Below are 19,465 nucleotides of genomic sequence, written 5' to 3'. Positions count from 1 at the left end.
CTTCGAAAAACCTGGCTTGAATTTCACATCGTCATATAGACGCACTCCCGGGAAGCCCCAGTCCCCCGACACACATGCCGCCGAACACGCCAGGGCCCCTTCACTCGTGCGGCTGCGTGATGCGCACTCGCGCGGCTGTGCGAGCGCACTCGTGCGGCCGTGTGAAGCGGATCACCGCACTCCCTTTTTGGTTGAAGCTTGAACTTCTTTGTCGTAGTGTCGTGGGCGTCAACGGCTCCCGGCCCCCACAGCCGCGCGGAGCCGACGCATCCCCCCGGAGAAAGTTCACGCATGTCTCTCGTTCTTGACCCCGCCGCCCAGGACCTGCTGTTCCGCGAGGCCCGCACCGCGAACACCTTCACCGACGAGCCCGTCACCGACGAGCAGGTGCAGGCCATCTACGACCTGGTCAAGTACGGTCCGACCGCCTTCAACCAGTCGCCGCTGCGCATCACGCTGGTCCGCTCCCCCGAGGCCCGCGAGCGCCTGGTCGCGCACATGGCCGAGGGCAACCGGCCCAAGACCGCCGCCGCCCCGCTGGTCGCGATCCTGTCCGCGGACAACGAGTTCCACGAGGAGCTGCCCGAGCTCTTCCCGCACTTCCCCGCCGCGAAGGACGCCTTCTTCAGCGAGCGCCCGGTCCGCGAGGGCGCGGCCACCCTGAACGCCGCCCTGCAGGCCGCGTACTTCATCGTCGGCGTCCGCGCCGCGGGTCTGGCCGCCGGACCGATGACCGGCCTCGACTTCGAGGGCGTGCGCAAGGAGTTCCTGGACGACGACCACACCCCGCTGATGGTCGTCAACATCGGCCGTCCGGGCCCGGACGCCTGGTTCCCGCGCTCCCCGCGCCTCGCCTACGACCAGGTCGTCACCACGGTCTGAGGCACGCGGCACCGCACGCGCGACGAAGCCCCCGGCATCCCCGCCGGGGGCTTCGTCATGTCCTGCGGGACGGGCCGCGGCCACTCGGCCGGCGGGCGGGCCGACGGGTCACGTCAGCTTCAGGGCCGCCGCCATCTTGCCGAGCTGCTCGAACGAGCCGGTGCCGGCCACCACGGTCGTCGCGCCCTTCATGTCGTCGGTGCCGTGCAGCACCAGCGCGTCGTACCGGCCGCCCGTGTACCGGGTCCAGGTCCGGCCGCCGATCTCCTCGGTCCGCTCCGTCGCCCGCGCGCCCTGGCTGGCGTCGTGGATGAACGTGGACGACTTCTTCGTGGACTGCTCGATCGCCACGTACTCGCCGTCCGGGGCACTGAACCCGAGGTGCCAGGCGTCGGAGTCGTCACCCCGGAAGCGCACGGAGGTCGGCTTCCAGTCCTCGGACAGCCCCTCCGGCGCCGCCACCGGGTACGACGCGGCGCGCTGCGCGGTCAGCAGCTCGACCCGGTAGTCGACCCGCTTGACGTCCGGTTCGCCGTCGTCGTGCGGGATGAAGATCCAGATCACGCCCGCCGCGAGGACGATGACCCCGAGGGACAGAATCATGTCCCGGGCCGACTTCTGCTTGCCTTTCATACCTGCCACGTCCCCTATCGTCGCAGGTGCCTGATCCGCTCATACGTGGGGTCCCCTGCTCATTTTGTCGGACTGACGATAGAGTCGTGGCCACACCCTCATCCGGCCGTCGTCGTATCAGAAAGGTGCGTTCCGATGACCGAGCATCATCTCCCGTCCGAGCTGGACGTCCCCTCGGAGGCCCCCGACCGCAACCTCGCCATGGAGTTGGTGCGGGTCACCGAGGCCGCGGCGATGGCCGCCGGCCGCTGGGTCGGGCGCGGTGACAAGAACGGCGCCGACGGTGCCGCGGTGCGCGCCATGCGCACCCTCGTCCACACCGTCTCGATGAACGGCGTCGTCGTCATCGGCGAGGGCGAGAAGGACGAGGCCCCGATGCTCTTCAACGGGGAGCGGGTCGGCGACGGCACCGGGGCCGAGGTCGACATCGCCGTCGACCCGATCGACGGCACCACGCTGACCGCCAACGGCATGACCAACGCGATCGCGGTGCTCGCGGCCGCCGAGCGCGGCTCCATGTTCGACCCGTCCGCGGTCTTCTACATGGACAAGCTGGTCACCGGCCCCGAGGCCGCCGACTTCGTCGACATCAACGCGCCCGTCGCCGTGAACATCCGCCGGATCGCCAAGGCCAAGCGGCGCACGCCCGAGGACGTCACCGTCGTCATCCTCGACCGGCCGCGGCACCAGGGCCTCATCAAGGAGGTCCGGGAGACCGGCGCCCGGATCAAGCTGATCTCCGACGGCGACGTGGCCGGCTCCATCCTGGCGCTGCGCGAGGGCACGGGCATCGACCTGCTGCTCGGCATCGGCGGCACGCCGGAGGGCATCATCTCGGCCTGCGCCGTGAAGTGCCTGGGCGGCACCATCCAGGGCAAGCTGTGGCCCAAGGACGACGAGGAGCGGCAGCGGGCCGTCGACGCGGGGCACGACCTGGACCGGGTGCTGACCACGGACGACCTGGTCTCCGGGGACAACGTCTTCTTCGTGGCGACCGGCATCACCGACGGCGAGCTGCTGCGGGGGGTGCGGTACCGGTCGGAGACGGCCACGACCGACTCGATCGTGATGCGGTCCAAGTCGGGGACGGTGCGGCGGATCGACTCCGAGCACCGGTTGAGCAAGCTGCGGGCCTACAGCGCGATTGATTTCGACCGGGCGAAGTGACTCTGTCGGTTGCGCGGGGCGCCCAGTGAGTTGGGGGCGCGTGTCGCGTGGCGTCTGCGGCGCCGTCGTGGCTGGTCGCGCAGTTCCCCGCGCCCCTTTCGGGTCGGCTGTGCCCCCGGCGCCAGAAGGCCCCGCCAGTCGCGCCCGCGCGGCGGAGCCGCAGATCGGACACAGCCCCGCGCCCCTCGGCTGACTGCAGCCCCCGGCGTCAGAAGGCACCGCCAGTCGCGCCCGCGCGGCGGAGCCGCAGATCGGACACAGCCCCGCGCCCCTTTCGGGTCGGCTGCGGACCCCGGCGTTGGAAGGGCACCCTCTGTGCGGAGAGGGTGCCCTTTCGCGTGGCTGGGTGCTAGCCGGCCGCGGCTATGCGGCCCGTCGTGCGGGCGGCCTTCTTGAGTTCGACGTCGCGGCGGCGGCGCCGGGCCAGGACCACGCGGCGTTCGGCGGCGGTGAGGCCGCCCCAGACGCCGTAGGGCTCGGGCTGCAGCAGGGCGTGCTCGCGGCACTCGACCATGACCGGACAGCGCGCGCAGACGCGCTTGGCGGCCTCCTCGCGGGAGAGGCGGGCTGCGGTCGGTTCCTTGGAGGGGGCGAAGAACAGTCCGGCCTCGTCGCGCCGGCACACCGCCTCGGTGTGCCAGGGAGCGTCTTGGTCCCTGTCCCGCACGGGCACCCGCTGGGCCGGAACGGCAGCTACCTGCAGGGACGAATGCGGCGGTTGCAGCACGGGTCTACTCCTGACGACGGCTTCGCTAGCGAGAGACGATGCGTCAAGGCTTACCCGTTGTACGCGTGCCTATGCACTGGGTTCGCAACCGCTGCCGGTGCCGCGCTACACGTGCTTGCGCAAACCCTTCTCGACCCGGCGGTGCACGCGGTCGAGGATGTCCGCGACGATCTTCCCGCGCTTGGGGCGGGCCTCCACGCTGCCCAGCACGGCCCAGCCGTCGATGTAGATGACGGGGGCCTCCGGCTCGCCGGAGTCGGCGGTGTGGACCTCGAAGCTGCCGAGCACGCTGCCGCCCGCGCCGCGCACCGACACGTTCTCCGGGACGCGCACGTCGACGCTGCCGAAGACGGAGAACGCCTTGATGACCACTTGCTGGTACTCGAAGACCGCCTCGCTGAGGTCGATCTCGACGCTGCCGAAGACCGCGTAGGCGTGGATGCGGCGGTTCGCCCGCCAGCGGCCCTTGCGGACGGCGCTGCTGAAGACCGCCACCACGTTCTCGTCGGGCTCCGCCGGGATGGCGCCGGCGGTGGGGCGGTGGGGGGCCGCGGCGGTGGTGTCCCGGCCGCGGTGGGCGGCGGGCAGGTCCCGCACGAAGACGTCCAGCTCGCCGACGGTCTTGGCGGCCAGCACGCCTTCGACGCGCTCGGCGTGCTCGTCGGCGGTGAGCCGTCCCTCGGCGAGGGCTTCGCGCAGCATGTCGGCGACGCGGTCGCGGTCGGCGTCCGAGGCGCGCAGCTCGGTGGTGCGCGGTGCGGCGGGGGCGTGCTTGTGAAGGTCCACGGCAGTAGCGTACCGAAACGCGATAGATCGCGACTAGCCCCGTGGACAACCTTGTCGCGGGCCCGAAGCCGCCAACTGAGTCTTACCTCACCCGCTCGGCGTCACGGGCAGGTTTTACGCTGGTTGGCGCTGCCAATGGAGGCCAGCCGTCGTTGCTGAGGAATCCAGCCGCGCGTGATGTCGAGTGAGGAATGGGCGAGATGCCTGAGTTCGCGTACACCGATCTGCTCCCCCAGGGCGAGGACACCACTCCGTACCGGCTGGTGACCGCCGAGGGTGTCTCCACGTTCGAGGCCGACGGGCGGACCTTCCTCAAGGTGGAGCCGGAGGCGCTGCGCAAGCTGGCCGAGGAGGCCATCCACGACATCCAGCACTATCTGCGCCCGGCGCACCTGGCGCAGCTGCGCCGCATCATCGACGACCCGGAGGCGTCCGGCAACGACAAGTTCGTCGCCCTGGACCTGCTGAAGAACGCCAACATCGCGGCGGCGGGCGTGCTCCCGATGTGCCAGGACACCGGCACGGCGATCGTCATGGGCAAGCGCGGCCAGAACGTGCTCACGGCGGGCGGCGACGAGGAGTCCCTGAGCCGCGGCATCTACGACGCGTACAAGAACCTGAACCTGCGCTACTCGCAGATGGCGCCGCTGACCATGTGGGAGGAGAAGAACACCGGCTCCAACCTCCCGGCCCAGATCGAGCTGTACGCGACCGACGGCGGCGCCTACAAGTTCCTGTTCATGGCGAAGGGCGGCGGCTCGGCCAACAAGTCCTTCCTCTACCAGGAGACGAAGGCCGTCCTGAACGAGTCCTCCATGATGAAGTTCCTGGAGGAGAAGATCCGCTCGCTCGGCACGGCCGCCTGCCCGCCGTACCACCTGGCGATCGTGGTCGGCGGCACGTCGGCGGAGTACGCGCTGAAGACCGCGAAGTACGCCTCCGCGCACTACCTGGACGAGATCCCGGCCGAGGGCTCGGCGCTCGGGCACGGCTTCCGGGACAAGGAGCTGGAGGAGAAGGTCTTCGAGCTGACCCAGAAGATCGGCATCGGCGCGCAGTTCGGCGGCAAGTACTTCTGCCACGACGTGCGTGTGGTGCGCCTGCCCCGGCACGGGGCGTCCTGCCCGGTCGCCATCGCCGTGTCCTGCTCGGCCGACCGGCAGGCCGTCGCGAAGATCACCGCGGAGGGCGTCTTCCTGGAACAGCTGGAGACCGACCCGGCCCGGTTCCTGCCGGAGACGACGGACGAGCACCTCGACGAGGCGGGTGACGTCGTGAAGATCGACCTCAACCGGCCGATGGACGACATCCTCGCCGAGCTGACCAGGCACCCGGTCAAGACCCGGCTGTCGCTGACCGGTCCGCTGGTCGTGGCCCGCGACATCGCACACGCCAAGATCAAGGAGCGGCTGGACGCGGGCGAGGAGATGCCGCAGTACCTGAAGGACCACCCGGTGTACTACGCGGGTCCCGCGAAGACGCCGCAGGGGTACGCGTCCGGGTCCTTCGGTCCGACCACCGCCGGGCGCATGGACTCCTACGTGGAGCAGTTCCAGGCGGCGGGCGGCTCCAAGGTGATGCTGGCGAAGGGCAACCGGAGCAAGCAGGTCACCGACGCGTGCGACACGCACGGCGGCTTCTACCTGGGCTCGATCGGCGGCCCCGCGGCCCGGCTCGCGCAGGACTGCATCAAGAAGGTCGAGGTCGTCGAGTACGAGGAGCTCGGCATGGAGGCGGTCTGGAAGATCGAGGTCGAGGACTTCCCGGCGTTCATCGTGGTGGACGACAAGGGCAACGACTTCTTCCAGGACCCGGCGCCCGCGCCGACGTTCACGTCCATTCCGGTACGCGGTCCCGGACTCGCCTGACAAGGGCGGTGACGATTCGCCTCCACGGGGAACAGTGGTCCCGGCGCGGACGCTGTGACACGTGGAGGTGATCGTCGATGGCCGACGAGCAGGACAGGACCGAGTACCGCACCGAGCACGACTCGATGGGCGAGGTGCGGGTGCCCGCCCACGCCAAGTGGCGCGCGCAGACCCAGCGGGCGGTGGAGAACTTCCCGGTCTCCGGGCAGCGCATCGAGCGCGCGCACATCGAGGCGCTCGCGCGGATCAAGGGCGCGGCTGCCAAGGTCAACGCCGAGCTGGGGGTGCTCGACGAGGACGTCGCCGGGGCCATCCGGGAGGCGGCCGCCGAGGTGGCCGAGGGGAAGTGGGACGAGCACTTCCCCGTCGACGTGTTCCAGACCGGGTCCGGGACCTCGTCCAACATGAACACCAACGAGGTCCTCGCCACCCTGGCCACCGAGCGGCTCGGCCGGGACGTGCACCCCAACGACCACGTCAACGCCTCCCAGTCGTCCAACGACGTCTTCCCGTCCTCGATCCACATCGCCGCCACCGCCGCCGTCACCCGCGACCTGATCCCGGCCCTGGACCACCTCGCCGGCGCGCTGGAGCGCAAGGCGGAGGAGTTCGCCGACGTGGTGAAGTCGGGGCGTACGCACCTCATGGACGCCACGCCCGTCACCCTGGGCCAGGAGTTCGGCGGGTACGCGGCCCAGGTGCGGTACGGCATCGAGCGGCTCCGGGCGTCGCTCCCCCGGCTCGCCGAGCTGCCGCTGGGCGGCACCGCGGTGGGTACCGGCATCAACACCCCGCCCGGCTTCTCCGCGGCCGTCATCGAGGAGGTGGCCCGCGCGACCGGGCTGCCGCTGACCGAGGCGCGCGACCACTTCGAGGCGCAGGGCGCCCGGGACGGCATCGTCGAGACCAGCGGGCAGCTGCGGACCATCGGCGTCGGGCTCACGAAGATCGCCAACGACCTGCGGTGGATGGCGTCCGGGCCGCGCACCGGGCTCGCGGAGATCTCGCTGCCCGACCTCCAGCCGGGGTCGTCCATCATGCCCGGCAAGGTCAACCCGGTGATCCCCGAGGCGGTCCTCATGGTCGCCGCCCAGGTCACCGGCAACGACGCGACGGTCGCCGCCGCCGGAGCGGCCGGCAACTTCGAGCTGAACGTCATGCTGCCGGTCATCGCCAAGAACGTGCTGGAGTCGGTGCGGCTGCTGGCCAACGTCTCCCGGCTGCTGGCCGACCGGACCGTGGACGGGATCGTCGCGCACCGCGAACGGGCCCGCGAGTACGCCGAGTCGTCCCCCTCCGTCGTCACGCCGCTCAACAAGTACATCGGGTACGAGGAGGCCGCCAAGGTCGCCAAGAAGGCGCTGGCCGAGCGGAAGACGATCCGTCAGGTCGTGCTGGAGGGCGGGTACGTCGAACGCGGCGACCTGACGAACGAACAGCTGGACGAGGCGCTGGACGTGCTGCGGATGACCCGCCCGTGAGGAGTCCCGGCGCGGCCGGGGCGCGTACGCCGGCGCACGCTCCCGCGATCTTCGGCGCGTCGATTGGCCATGGCACCTAATATCTCTCCATGGCAGATGGAGAAGCGGTGAGCGCGACGGCGGGGCCGGGAGCGGACGGTCCGGCGGGCCCGGTGAAACACTGGGCTCCCGGCAGCCGGATCCTGTGGCGGTACCGGGAGAACGGCGGACCGCACGTCCACATCGCGCGCCCCGTCACCGTCGTACGGGACGACGCCGAACTGCTCGCCGTGTGGCTGGCGCCCGGCACCGAGTGCGTGAAGCCGGTCCTGGCCGACGGCACGCCCGTGCACCTCGAGCCGCTGGCCACGCGCTACACCAAGCCGCGCACCGTGCAGCGCGACCGGTGGTTCGGCACGGGCGTGCTGAAGCTGGCGCGGCCCGGCGAGGCGTGGTCGGTGTGGTTGTTCTGGGATCCGGGCTGGCGGTTCAAGAACTGGTACGTGAACCTGGAGGAGCCGCTGACCCGTTGGGAGGGCGGGGTCGACTCGGAGGACCACTTCCTGGACATCTCGGTGCACCCCGACCGCAGCTGGCACTGGCGGGACGAGGACGAGTTCGCGCAGGCCCAGCGGGACCGGCTGATGGACCCGGCGTCGGCCGAGCGGGTGCGCCGGGCGGGCCGGGCCGCGGTCGCGGAGATCCGCGCCTGGGGATCCCCGTTCGCCGACGGCTGGGAGCACTGGCGCCCCGATCCCGCGTGGCCGGTACCGCCCCTGCCGGGCGACTGGGATCGCACGCCCGCGCACGTCTCCTCATGAGACCCTTGATGTGCCCCCCGGCAGGAAACGTAGGATCGTCCTCCGCAAAGAGCGCGGCAGCGGCAACCGGCGGAGCGTGCGCTGTGCTTGACCGATCGTCACCGAGGGGCGGCAGGACGTGAGCGAGGGGTACGAGGGCAACACGCAGACGGACCGCAGACGGTCCGCCGGTGACACAGGAACAGCCTCTGACCACGCGGGAACCCCGTTCCTTGGGCACGGATTGCGGGTATCGGGATTTCTGCGGGACGAACTGCACGCGCCGCGCGCAGTCCCGGACGGACGGATTCGACACGCGTGACGGAGCACCCGACCTCCTTCGACCGCCCCTCGACGGGCGCCGACCCCACGGATCCCCGCGGGGCGCTCCTGCGTACCCCCGTGCCGCCGCGGGCCTCCGGGTCCGCGTTACCGGCCCAGGGGGGCGCCGGCCAGTCGCCGCCCGCCGCGGGCGAGGGCTCCCCGGGGGCCTTCGAGCACTCCCAGCCGGGCGCCGAGCAGGCCGCCGAGCCGGACACACACCGGCCACGGCCCACGTCCGAGGGCGTCCCGGCCCAGCCGGACGGCGAGCAGCCGGGCGGTGCGCCGTCGGATGACACGGCCTCGGCGGGCGTCGCCCCGGGTGGCGTCGCCCCGGGCGAGGTGTCCGCGGGCGGCGGGCAGGCCGGTCTCGTGCGGCCGGACTCCGGCGCGCCGGACCCCGGCCGCCGTGACGCGCCGCCGGAGCCGGACCGGCGCACCGGACAGCCCACCGCGCCCGGCCGGCCCACGCCCATGCGGCGGGACGGGGACCGGCTGCGGTTCGTGGGCGCCGCGACCCGGCGGATCGCCCGTGGCATGGACCTCGACGAGATCGTGATGGGGCTGTGCCGGGCCACCGTGCCCACGTTCGCGGACGCCATCCTGGTCTACCTGCGCGAGCCGCTGCCGGTCGGCGACGAGCGGCCCACCGGCCCCCTGGTGCTGCGGCTGCGGCGCACCGACCGCATACCGGCCGAGCGGGACACCGAGGGCGGTTTCACCCCGGCGCCCCAGCCGGAGCCCTCCGAGCTGGAGACGGTCGGCGCCGAGCTGTGCGAGGTGCGGCCGGGCAGCGCGCTGGCCGAGGTGTTGCGCGGGGTGCGCCCGGTGTTCACGGACACGCCCGCCGCCCGCGCCGCGCTGCCGGAACTGCTGGGCGAGGAACGGGACTTCGCGCTGCCCGACGGCCGCAGGGCGATCCTCGCCCCGTTGCGCGGCCGCCGCCGGGTGATCGGCGCCGCGCTGTTCCTGCGCGGCCCGGAGCGCATCGCCTTCGAGGCCGACGACCTGCTGGTGGCGGCGCAACTCGCCACGCACAGCGCGCTGGGCATCGACAAGGCGGTGCTGTACGGGCGCGAGGCGTACATCGCCGACGAGCTGCAGCGCACGATGCTCCCGGAGAACCTGCCGCGCTGCACCGGCGTGCGGCTGGCCTCCCGCTACCTCCCGGCCGCCGAGACCGCACGGGTCGGCGGCGACTGGTACGACGCCATTCCGCTGCCCGGCAGCCGGGTCGCGCTGGTCGTCGGGGACGTGATGGGCCACTCCATGACCTCGGCGGCCATCATGGGCCAGCTGCGGACCACGGCGCAGACCCTGGCCGGGCTCGACCTGCCGCCGCAGGAGGTGCTGCACCACCTGGACGAGCAGGCGCAGCGCCTGGGCACCGACCGGATGGCGACCTGCCTGTACGCGGTGTACGACCCGGTCGCGCACCGGATCACCGTCGCCAACGCGGGCCATCCGCCGCCCGTCCTGCTGCACCTGGGCGGCCACGCCGAGGTGCTGCGGGTGCCGGCCGGTGCCCCGATCGGGGTGGGCGGGGTGGACTTCGAGGCCGTGGAGCTGGACGCCCCGGCGGGCGCGACCCTGCTCCTGTACACGGACGGGCTGGTCGAGTCCCGGCTGCGGGACGTGTGGACCGGCATAGAGCAGCTGCGGGAGCGGCTGGCGGCGACCGCGCAGCTCACCGGTCCCGACCATCCGCCGCCCCTGGAAGCCCTGTGCGACGAGGTGCTCGACATGCTCGGCCCGGGCGACCGGGACGACGACATCGCCCTGCTCGCCGCCCGCTTCGACGGCATCGCGCCCAGCGACGTCTCGTACTGGTTCCTGGATCCGGAGGACGCGGCCCCGGGCAAGGCCCGCCGCCTGGCCCGGCGGGCGCTCGCCCGCTGGGGCATGGAGGACCTCACGGACGCCGTGGAGCTGCTCGTCAGCGAGGTCGTGACCAACGCGGTGCGGTACGCGTCGAAACCGGTCACCCTGCGGCTGCTGCGCACGGACGTGCTGCGCTGCGAGGTCGGCGACGACGTGCCGCAGCTGCCCCGGCTGCGGCAGGCCCGCGCCACCGACGAGGGCGGGCGCGGGCTGTACCTGGTGAACCGGCTGGCCCGGCGCTGGGGCGCCACACGGCTGAGCACCGGCAAGGTGGTGTGGTTCGAGCTGAACCGCGGCTGAGGAGCGGTCGAAGAGCAGCAGCGACGAAGGGGCGCCCGGTGAGCACCGGGCGCCCCTTCGCGCGTGTCCGCGACCGCTCGCGGCTACGGTTGCCAGTCCCCGCCGGGGAAGTCCGGATTCTCCGGCTCCGTGGACCCTCCGCCGTCCGGCGGTGGCTCGGTGGACGGGCTGTTCGACGGCGACTGCGTCGGCGACTCGGGCGGCTCCTCGGTCGTCGGATCGTTCGACGGGGGTGCCTCGGTCGTCGGATCGTTGGACGGGGGCGGTGCCTCGGTCGTCTCCTCCTGGGTCGGCGACTGGGTCGGCGACTGTGAGGTGGACGGCGACTTGCTGGGCTTCACCGCGGCGCCCTGCTTGGTGTCCAGCTTGAACTTGGTGACCTCGTCCATGACGCCGAAGGTGTACGCGGCCCAGATCTCCGCCGGGGGGCCACCGCCGTTGACGCGGTAGTCGACGCCGGCGGCCTTGTACATCGGGACCTGCGGGTGTGGTGCCTTGTCGTCCTCGCCGAACAGGCCGACCGAGGTGACGAGGCCCGGGGTGAAGCCGGTGAACCAGGCCGACTTGTTGTTGTCGGACGTACCGGTCTTGCCGGCCACCTGCTGACCGTCCCGCAGCGGGTTCTCCCGCACGGACGTCTTGGCCGTACCGTCGTCGACCACGCCGGTGAGCACGGAGGTGACCGTGTCGGCGGCCTCCCGGCTGATGACCTGCTCGCCGATGGGGTCGGGCATCTCGATCGTGCGGTCCTTGTGCTCGACCGCCTTCACGATCGCCGGGGTGACCTTCTTGCCGTGGTTGTCGAGGGTGGCGTAGACGCCGGCCATCTCCAGCGGGCTGGCGCCCATACTGCCCAGGGTCTGCGCGGGCACGGCCTGCTCGCCCTCGGTGTCCATGCCGAGTTCGCCCGCGACCTTCATGACCTCGGTCATGCCGACGTCGATGCCCATCTGCGCGAACACGGAGTTGACCGACTTGTTCATCGCCTCCTGGACGTCGATCTCGCCGTAGTCCCTGTCGTCCTCGTTGGGCGGGGCGAAGCCGACCTCCTGGTCGCCGTCCATCACGGGGCGCTCGCTGTCGCCGTCGTACAAGGTGTTGGCCGTGATCGGCACGCCGTCCTGGGTCTCGGCGTCGTGGTCCACTGCGGCGGCGAGGATCACCGGCTTGAAGGTGGACGCGGGCTGGTAGTCGTCGCGGGTGGCGTTGTTGGTGAAGTGCTTCAGGTAGTTCACGCCGCCGTACATCGCCACGACGGAGCCCGTCTTCGGGTCGACGGAGGCGGCACCGGCCTGGACGTCCGCGTCGACCTTGCGCTTGTCGGGGTCCAGCTTGCTGGTGAGCTTCTCCTTGACCGCCTTCTCCAGCGCGGCCTGCTTCTTCTTGTCGATGTTGAGGGTGACGGTGTAGCCGCCGAGGTCCACCAGGGCCTTGGCCTGCTCCATGTCCTCGGCGGCGCCCTGGGCGACGAGTTGCTTCTTGAGCGCGAAGTTGGCCGCGTCCACCAGGTAGCCGGTCTGGCCGTCCATCCCGGCGGCGGCCTTCGGCTCCTTGGGCGTCGGGAACTTCATGCCCTGCCGGTCGCCCGCGCTCAGCCACTTCTGCTCGACCATGTTGTCCAGGACGTAGTTCCAGCGCTGCTGGACGAGCTTCTTGCCGGTCTCGCTGGCGATCGCCCAGTCGTACTGGTTCGGCGCCTGGAGCAACGCGGAGAGGTACGCGCCCTGTTCGACCGTCAGGTCCTCGGCGTCGACGCGGTAGTACGCCTGGGCGGCGGCCTGGATGCCGTACGCGCCGCGGCCGTAGTAGCTGGTGTTGATGTAGCCGGCCAGGATGTAGTCCTTGGACTTCTCCCGGTCCAGCTTCAGGGAGATGACCAGTTCCTTCAGCTTGCGCGAGACCGTCTGTTCCTGGGTCAGGTAGTAGTTCTTGACGTACTGCTGGGTGATCGTCGAACCGCCCTGCGCGCCCTTGCCGGAGAGGGTGTTGAGCACACCGCGCGCGGTGCCCTTGAGGTCGACGCCGGCGTCGCTGTAGAAGGTCTTGTTCTCGGCGGCGACGAAGGTGCGCTGGACGTCCTTGGGGATCTTGGCGAGGTCGACGATCTCACGGTTGCGCTCGCCGGTGCGGGCCATGATGCTGCCGTCGCTGTACTTGTAGACGTTGCTCTGCAGCTCGGCCTCGGGGTTGCCCTCGGGGATGTCGATCATCATGTACAGCACGATGAAGGCGCCCATGCCGAGCAGGCAGAGGCCGAAGAAGGTGCCGAGGATCTTCTTCCAGGTGAACAGCCGGCGTATCCGGCTCTTCCCGCCCGCGCCCTGGGCCGCGCCCGACGAACGGCGGCGTTTCGGCGCCGCGCGGCGTCCACCGCGCTGTCGCGCTCTTCTCTCTTCCGCTCGTCCCATGGATCCGATCCGCTCCGCTTCGGTCATCTGTGGGCACGTCTCGCTCACGCGTCACACAGGTTCGTCGCTCAGGTCAGCTCAGAAAGCTAACACCGGGAGATGTGACAAACGGCAACCGATCCAGCCTTGTACGGACGTGAGAATCAGCACCCGTTCCATAGGAACCGACGTACGAGAGGGGTTCAGGGTTGTGATCGTCGGGTAAAGTGATATCAGTTTGCCAGCAAAGAGAGAACGGGGGACCACCCATGTCCACGCACGATGCCCCGCAGGTCACCGCCGATGTGCCCGAGATGCCGACACCCCGGGTACGCGAGAACCAGGCACACAGCATCGGCGGCGGCTTCGCGCTGCTGCTGGGGCTGGTCGGGCTGCTGGTCGGGGCCGGCCTGATCGTCACCGCCACCGCGGTCGCCTCCACCGGCGGGAAGGCGGTGCTGATCATCGCGGGCATCGTGATCGCCCTGGCCGCCTTCCTCGCGATGTGCGGGCTGAACATGGTGGCGCCGGGCGAGGCCCGCGTGGTGCAGCTCTTCGGGCGGTACCGGGGGACGATCCGGCAGGACGGCCTGCGCTGGGTCAACCCCTTCACCTCCCGCACCAAGATCTCGACCCGGGTGCGCAACCACGAGACGGCCGTCCTGAAGGTCAACGACGCCTACGGCAACCCCATCGAGCTGGCGGCGGTCGTGGTCTGGCGGGTGGAGGACACCGCGCAGGCCACCTTCGAGGTCGACGACTACGTCGAGTTCGTCTCCACCCAGACCGAGGCGGCCGTGCGGCACATCGCCATCGAGTACCCCTACGACGCCCACGACGAGGACGGCCTCTCGCTGCGCGGCAACGCCGAGGAGATCACCGAGAAGCTCGCCGTCGAGCTGCACGCGCGCGTGGAGGCGGCCGGCGTGCAGATCATCGAGTCCCGCTTCACGCACCTCGCGTACGCGCCGGAGATCGCCTCGGCGATGCTCCAGCGGCAGCAGGCCGGCGCGGTGGTCGCGGCGCGGCGGCAGATCGTGGACGGCGCGGTCGGCATGGTCGAGGCGGCGCTCGCCCGGATCAGCGAGCAGGACATCGTGGAGCTGGACGACGAGCGCAAGGCGGCGATGGTGTCCAACCTGATGGTCGTGCTCTGCGGGGACCGCGCCGCCCAGCCGGTGCTGAACACGGGGACGCTCTACCAGTGACGACCCCGTCCGAGGGCTCCGCGCCGTCCGAGGACCCGGCACCGACGCGTCGGCCGCGGCAGCGCAAGCAGGTGCTGCTGCGACTCGACCCGCAGGTGTACGAGGCACTGGCCCGCTGGGCGGGCGACGAACTGCGCTCGGCCAACGCCCAGATCGAGTTCCTGCTCCGCAGGGCGCTTGCGGAGGCCGGCCGGCTGCCCGGCGACACCGGGCCGCTGCCGCGCCGCGGCCGCCCGCCGAGGGGCGGCGACCCGGGGGCGGCGCCACCACCGTGACCGCACCGCGCGGGCCGCACCACCGCAGCGATGCGGAGGTGCGGCCTCCGTCGTAGCGGAACCGTGACAATCGCCTCCGACCTGCATCCCTGTGGCCATGATGAACCCGTCGCCACGATCTCTGCACGGTGCGTATACATGGGGCGTATACACCGTGTGTAGAGTGCTCCGCATGTCCATCGGTCACACCCTCCTGGGGCTCCTGGAGTCCGGGCCGCGCCACGGCTACGACCTCAAGCGCGCCTTCGACGAGAAGTTCGGTCACGACCGGCCGCTGCACTACGGCCAGGTCTACTCGACGATGTCCCGCCTGCTGAAGAACGGCCTCGTCGTGGTCGACGGCATCGAGGCGGGCGGCGGTCCCGAGCGCAAGCGGTACGCGATCACCGACGAGGGGATCACCGACGTACAGCGGTGGCTCGCCACGCCGGAGAAGCCCGAGCCGTACCTCCAGTCGACGCTGTACACCAAGGTCGTCCTCGCGCTGCTCACCCACCGCGACGCCGCCGACATCCTCGACACCCAGCGTTCGGAGCACCTGCGCAGCATGCGCATCCTCACCGACCGCAAGCGCAAGGGCGACCTCGCCGACCAGCTCATCTGCGACCACGCCCTCTTCCACCTCGAGGCCGACCTGCGCTGGCTGGAACTGACCGCCGCGCGCCTCGACAAGCTCCGTGAGGCGGTAACCCGATGACTCCCCCCGCAGGCTCCCTGCTCTCGGCGGACCAGCTCCGCAAGGCCTACGGCCCCACCCTCGCCCTCGACGGCGCCGAGTTCTCCATCCACCCCGGCGAGGTCGTCGCCGTCATGGGCCCCTCCGGGTCCGGCAAGTCCACGCTGCTGCACTGCCTCGCCGGCATCGTGACGCCCGACTCCGGGACGATCACGTACAACGGGCGCGAGCTGTCCGCGATGTCCGACGCCCAGCGCAGTGCGCTGCGCCGCTCGGACTTCGGGTTCGTGTTCCAGTTCGGCCAGCTGGTGCCGGAGCTGACCTGCGTCGAGAACGTCGCCCTGCCGCTGCGCCTGAACGGCACCTCCCGCAAGGAGGCCGAGCGGGCCGCGCTGACCTGGATGGAGCGGCTGGAGGTCGACGACCTCAAGAAGAAGCGGCCCGGCGAGGTCTCCGGCGGCCAGGGGCAGCGGGTCGCGGTGGCGCGCTCGCTGGTCACCAACCCGCGGGTGCTCTTCGCGGACGAGCCGACCGGCGCGCTGGACTCCCTCAACGGCGAGCGCGTGATGGAACTCCTCACGGACGCCGCCCGCTCCACCAACGCCGCGGTCGTGCTGGTCACGCACGAGGCGCGGGTGGCCGCCTACTCCGACCGCGAGATCGTCGTACGGGACGGCAAGTCCAGGGACATGGAGCGGGTCGTATGAACGTGCGCCAGTGGGCGGCCGACCTGACGCTGGGCGTCCGCTTCGCCTTCACCGGCGGCCGCGAGGGCTGGACCCGGGCCGTGCTGACCGCCGTCGGCGTCGGGCTCGGCGTGGCCCTGCTGCTGCTGACGACGGCGATCCCGAACGCCCTCGGCGTGCGCCACGAACGGGAGGCGGCGCGCTCCGACATCACCTTCGCCTCCGACCCGATGCCGAAGGCGAACGACACGCTCGTGCTCGCCAGCGTCGACGACTACTTCCGCGACGACGACGTCCGGGGCCGGGCCCTGGAGCCCGAGGGGCCGCGGGCACCGCTGCCGCCGGGGGTGGAGAAGTTCCCGGCGGTGGGCGAGATGGTGGTCTCCCCCGCGCTGAAGGAGCTGCTGGAGTCGGACTCCGGCGCGCTGCTGCGCGAGCGGCTGCCGGACCGGATCGTCGGCACGATCGCGGAGGACGGGCTGATCGGCTCGGCCGAACTCGCCTACTACCGCGGCGCGGAGGGGCTCGCGGAGCAGATCACCCCGGGCCGGATCGAGCGCATCGACCGGTTCGGCGACCCGAACCCCGGGGAGGAGGATTCCGACCCGGTACTGCTCCTGCTGATCCTCGTCGTCTTCGTGGTGCTGCTGATGCCGGTCGCGGTGTTCATCGCCGCCGCCGTGCGGTTCGGCGGCGAGCGGCGGGACCGGCGGCTCGCGGCACTGCGCCTGGTGGGCTCCGACAGTCGCATGACCCGGCGCATCGCCGCCGGTGAGGCCATGGCCGGCGCGTTCCTCGGGCTGGTCTTCGGCGCCGGGTTCTTCATGGTCGGGCGGCAACTGGCGGGCAGCGCCGAGGTCTTCCGCATCAGCGTGTTCCCCAGCTATCTCAATCCCTCGCCGCTGCTGGCCCTGCTGGTCGCGGTGGCGGTGCCCGCGGCTGCGGTGCTGGTGACGCTGTTCGCGCTGCGCGGGGTCGTCATCGAACCGCTCGGCGTGGTGCGCGCCGGCCGTCCGGCCCGGCGCAGGCTGTGGTGGCGGCTGCTGCTGCCGCTGGCCGGACTGGCGATGCTCTACCCGATGATCGGCAACGGCCGCGACAACGGCGACTTCAACCAGTACCTGGTGACCGGCGGGGTCGTCCTGCTCCTGGTGGGCGTGACCGCGCTGCTGCCGTGGATCGTGGAGAGCACCGTCGCCCGGCTCGGCTCCGGCGGCGTGGCCTGGCAGCTGGCCGTGCGCAGGCTCCAGTTGAGCAGCGGTACGGCGGCCCGCATGGTCAACGGCATCGCGGTGGCGGTCGCCGGCGCGATCGCCCTGCAGATGCTGTTCGCCGGTGTGGACGACGACTACACCAAGTCCACCGGGCAGGACGTGTCGCGGGCGCAGATGGAGGCACAGCTGTCGAGCGGGGTCCCGATGACCTCGGCGGCCGAGAAGTTCCGCGACACCAAGGGCGTGCGGGCGGTCTACGCCTTCTCCGAGGGCTACCTGGGCGACCGCCCCCGGGACCCGGAGCACGGCACGATGATCACCGTGGGCGACTGCGCGTCGCTGCGGGAGGTCTCCGAGCTGCCCTCGTGCGCGGACGGGGACGTGTTCGCCGTTCACGGTGCCGAGTGGGACACCGGGGAGGACATGTCGAAGCTGGCAGCGCCCGGCCGGAAGCTGTACTCGGACCCGACCTACGAGGGCGGCCCGACGAGGGAGTCGGTCCCCTGGACGGTGCCGCAGGGCATCAAGACGGCGAAGGCGCGTCCGGGGCTGGTCGCCGGGACCGACCGGGGCGGCTTCCTGATCACGCCGGGGGCGCTGCCGGACGCGCTCGGGCCGACGCTGGACGGGCACGCCTACCTCAAGGTGGACCAGTCGGTGGCGGACGTGCAGGACCTCGTACGGAACACCTCGGCCGCCATCGATCCCCTGTCGGACACCGTGACCTGGGCGGAGACCGAGCGGACCGACCGGTTCGACGCCATCCGCACCGGTCTCTTCGTGGGGGCGGCGTGCGTGCTGGCGCTGATCGGCGCCAGTCTGCTGGTCTCCCAGCTCGAGCAGCTGCGCGAGCGGAAGAAGCTGCTGTCGGCCCTGGTCGCCTTCGGCACCCGGCGCCGCACGCTCAGCCTGTCGGTGCTGTGGCAGACGGCGATTCCCATCGTGCTCGGTCTGGTGCTCTCCATGGTCGTGGGCCTGACCCTGGGCACGGTACTGCTGAAGATGACGGGCACCCCCGTCGGCGTCGACTGGACCGGCGTGCTGTCCATGACCGGCATCGGCGCCGCGGTCGTCCTGGTGGTGACGCTGTGCAGCCTGCCGCCGCTGCTGCGGCTGATGCGGCCGGAGGGGCTGCGGACGGAGTAGCCGCACCGGCGTACGAGGAGTGACTGAGCGACCGCCGCACCGGGCGGTCGCTCAGTCGTGCACCGTGCGGACCGGCAGGTCCGCCATCGCCTCCCGCAGGGCCGCCGCCAGTTCCTCGTACTCCGCCGAGCGGGCCGCCCCCGTGCGCATGGCGAGGGCGATACGGCGGGTGGGGGCCGGGTCGGTGAAGGACGCGGTGAGGAGCTGGCTGGAGCGGGAGGTCTCCACGCGGACGGCGGTGCGCGGCAGCAGCGTCACCCCGAGGCCGCCCGCCACCAGCTGCACCAGCGTCGACAGACCGGCCGCCGTCGTCGTCGCCGGGACGCCCGCGCGGCCGGCCTCGCGGCAGATGTCGAGCGCCTGGTCGCGCAGGCAGTGGCCCTCGTCGAGCAGCAGCAGCTTCAGCTCGCGCAGCACCGAGCGCTCGATGCCCTCCCGGCCGCCGAGCCGGTGGTCGAGCGGCGTGACCAGGACGAAGTCCTCGTCGAAGAGGGGGAGTTCGGTGACGCCTGGGACACCTAGGGGGACCGCGAGCAGGAGCAGGTCGAGGCGACCGGTCGTCAGTCCCTCCAACAGGCTGGCGGTCTGCTCCTCGTGGACCTGGAGGTCGAGGTCGGGGTAGCGCACGTGGACCAGCCGCAGCACCGTCGGCAGCAGGTACGGCGCCACGGTGGGGATGACGCCGAGCCGCAGCACGCCGGTGAAGGGCGCCCGGACCGCCTCCGCCTCCTCCAGGAGCGCGCCGACCTCCGCCAGGACCGCCTTCGTCCGCACCGCCAGCCGTTCACCGGCCGGCGAGAGCAGCACCTTGCGCGTCGTACGCTCCAGGAGGGTGACACCCAGTGCCTCCTCCAGGGCGGAGACGGCTCCGGACAGCGCCGGCTGGCTCATGCCGATCGCGGCGGCGGCGTCACGGAAATGCAGGTGCTCGGCGACCGCGTCGAAAGCCCGCAGCTGGGCGAGGCTGGGCTGCCTCTTCTTACTGGACACTAATAGCCACCTCCGATCAACTCGACCGATTGTAGCTATTTCACTAATCAATGCACTC

General features: G+C 71.3%; 16 protein-coding genes. 11 read left to right on the top strand and 5 right to left on the bottom strand.

Annotated elements, in window-relative coordinates; genetic code table 11:
• Positions 1–291: 291 nt before the first annotated feature.
• Entirely contained in the window at positions 292–882 is a 591-nt protein-coding gene (locus IE258_RS03055) for a malonic semialdehyde reductase (RefSeq protein ID WP_003973928.1), read from the top strand.
• Positions 883–990: 108 nt separating this feature from the next.
• Here IE258_RS03055 and IE258_RS03050 read toward each other — a convergent pair whose 3' ends face one another.
• Positions 991–1,515 (bottom strand): DUF4245 domain-containing protein, encoded by a 525-nt coding sequence (locus IE258_RS03050; protein ID WP_159324418.1) that lies wholly within the window; start codon positions 1,513–1,515, stop codon positions 991–993.
• Between the two features lie 135 nt (positions 1,516–1,650).
• Here IE258_RS03050 and glpX point away from each other — a divergent pair, with 135 nt between their 5' ends.
• Positions 1,651–2,682 carry a class II fructose-bisphosphatase gene (gene glpX / locus IE258_RS03045; RefSeq protein WP_030145768.1) on the top strand — a complete coding sequence of 344 codons (1,032 nt, stop codon included), beginning with the start codon at positions 1,651–1,653 and terminating at the stop codon, positions 2,680–2,682.
• Positions 2,683–3,031: 349 nt separating this feature from the next.
• Here the strand turns inward: glpX and IE258_RS03040 are convergent, their stop codons facing one another.
• Together IE258_RS03040 and IE258_RS03035 are read right to left on the bottom strand one after the other, a co-directional pair.
• Positions 3,032–3,409 (bottom strand): WhiB family transcriptional regulator, encoded by a 378-nt coding sequence (locus tag IE258_RS03040; RefSeq protein ID WP_052840899.1) that lies wholly within the window; start codon positions 3,407–3,409, stop codon positions 3,032–3,034.
• Positions 3,410–3,514: 105 nt separating this feature from the next.
• Entirely contained in the window at positions 3,515–4,195 is a 681-nt protein-coding gene (locus tag IE258_RS03035) for a DUF1707 SHOCT-like domain-containing protein (RefSeq protein ID WP_189738572.1), read from the bottom strand.
• A gap of 200 nt (positions 4,196–4,395) precedes the next feature.
• Here IE258_RS03035 and IE258_RS03030 point away from each other — a divergent pair, with 200 nt between their 5' ends.
• The 4 genes from IE258_RS03030 (at position 4,396) to IE258_RS03015 (ending at position 10,825) form a co-directional block, all read left to right on the top strand.
• Positions 4,396–6,063, top strand: a complete 1,668-nt coding sequence (locus IE258_RS03030) for a fumarate hydratase (protein WP_189738568.1) — start codon at positions 4,396–4,398, stop codon at positions 6,061–6,063.
• A 77-nt stretch (positions 6,064–6,140) separates the two neighbouring features.
• Positions 6,141–7,544: a class II fumarate hydratase gene (locus tag IE258_RS03025; protein ID WP_189738565.1), complete on the top strand. Its 1,404-nt coding sequence runs from the start codon at positions 6,141–6,143 to the stop codon at positions 7,542–7,544.
• Between the two features lie 89 nt (positions 7,545–7,633).
• Positions 7,634–8,344 (top strand): cytidylyl-2-hydroxypropylphosphonate hydrolase, encoded by a 711-nt coding sequence (gene fomD / locus IE258_RS03020; protein WP_159324145.1) that lies wholly within the window; start codon positions 7,634–7,636, stop codon positions 8,342–8,344.
• A 297-nt stretch (positions 8,345–8,641) separates the two neighbouring features.
• On the top strand, positions 8,642–10,825 hold the full coding sequence (locus tag IE258_RS03015) for a SpoIIE family protein phosphatase (protein WP_189738562.1): 2,184 nt from the start codon (positions 8,642–8,644) through the stop codon (positions 10,823–10,825).
• Between the two features lie 83 nt (positions 10,826–10,908).
• On the opposite strand, the gene IE258_RS03010 is transcribed toward IE258_RS03015, so the two are convergent.
• Positions 10,909–13,233 carry a transglycosylase domain-containing protein gene (locus tag IE258_RS03010; protein WP_189738560.1) on the bottom strand — a complete coding sequence of 775 codons (2,325 nt, stop codon included), beginning with the start codon at positions 13,231–13,233 and terminating at the stop codon, positions 10,909–10,911.
• 248 nt (positions 13,234–13,481) lie between these two features.
• Here IE258_RS03010 and IE258_RS03005 point away from each other — a divergent pair, with 248 nt between their 5' ends.
• The 5 genes from IE258_RS03005 to IE258_RS02985 all read left to right on the top strand — a co-directional run bounded on the left by IE258_RS03005 (position 13,482) and on the right by IE258_RS02985 (position 18,417).
• Positions 13,482–14,420, top strand: a complete 939-nt coding sequence (locus IE258_RS03005) for an SPFH domain-containing protein (RefSeq protein WP_159324143.1) — start codon at positions 13,482–13,484, stop codon at positions 14,418–14,420.
• Positions 14,417–14,695, top strand: a complete 279-nt coding sequence (locus IE258_RS03000; RefSeq protein ID WP_189738558.1) for a type II toxin-antitoxin system antitoxin — start codon at positions 14,417–14,419, stop codon at positions 14,693–14,695. The genes IE258_RS03005 and IE258_RS03000 overlap by 4 nt, the downstream gene beginning before the upstream one ends.
• Positions 14,696–14,867: 172 nt before the next feature.
• Positions 14,868–15,392, top strand: coding sequence for a PadR family transcriptional regulator (locus tag IE258_RS02995; protein WP_003973941.1), 525 nt, complete (start codon positions 14,868–14,870; stop codon positions 15,390–15,392).
• Positions 15,389–16,078, top strand: coding sequence for an ABC transporter ATP-binding protein (locus IE258_RS02990; RefSeq protein ID WP_102927099.1), 690 nt, complete (start codon positions 15,389–15,391; stop codon positions 16,076–16,078). The genes IE258_RS02995 and IE258_RS02990 overlap by 4 nt, the downstream gene beginning before the upstream one ends.
• Positions 16,075–18,417 (top strand): ABC transporter permease, encoded by a 2,343-nt coding sequence (locus IE258_RS02985; RefSeq protein ID WP_189738555.1) that lies wholly within the window; start codon positions 16,075–16,077, stop codon positions 18,415–18,417. The genes IE258_RS02990 and IE258_RS02985 overlap by 4 nt, the downstream gene beginning before the upstream one ends.
• Positions 18,418–18,468: 51 nt before the next feature.
• Here the strand turns inward: IE258_RS02985 and IE258_RS02980 are convergent, their stop codons facing one another.
• Positions 18,469–19,407 (bottom strand): LysR substrate-binding domain-containing protein, encoded by a 939-nt coding sequence (locus IE258_RS02980; RefSeq protein ID WP_189738552.1) that lies wholly within the window; start codon positions 19,405–19,407, stop codon positions 18,469–18,471.
• Between the last annotated feature and the right edge of the window lie 58 nt (positions 19,408–19,465).

The organism is Streptomyces tendae (assembly GCF_014650435.1).
Taxonomy (GTDB): domain Bacteria; phylum Actinomycetota; class Actinomycetes; order Streptomycetales; family Streptomycetaceae; genus Streptomyces; species Streptomyces tendae.
The sequence above is the reverse complement of the archived record's forward strand: the minus strand, read 5'-3'. Positions and strand labels throughout refer to the sequence as shown.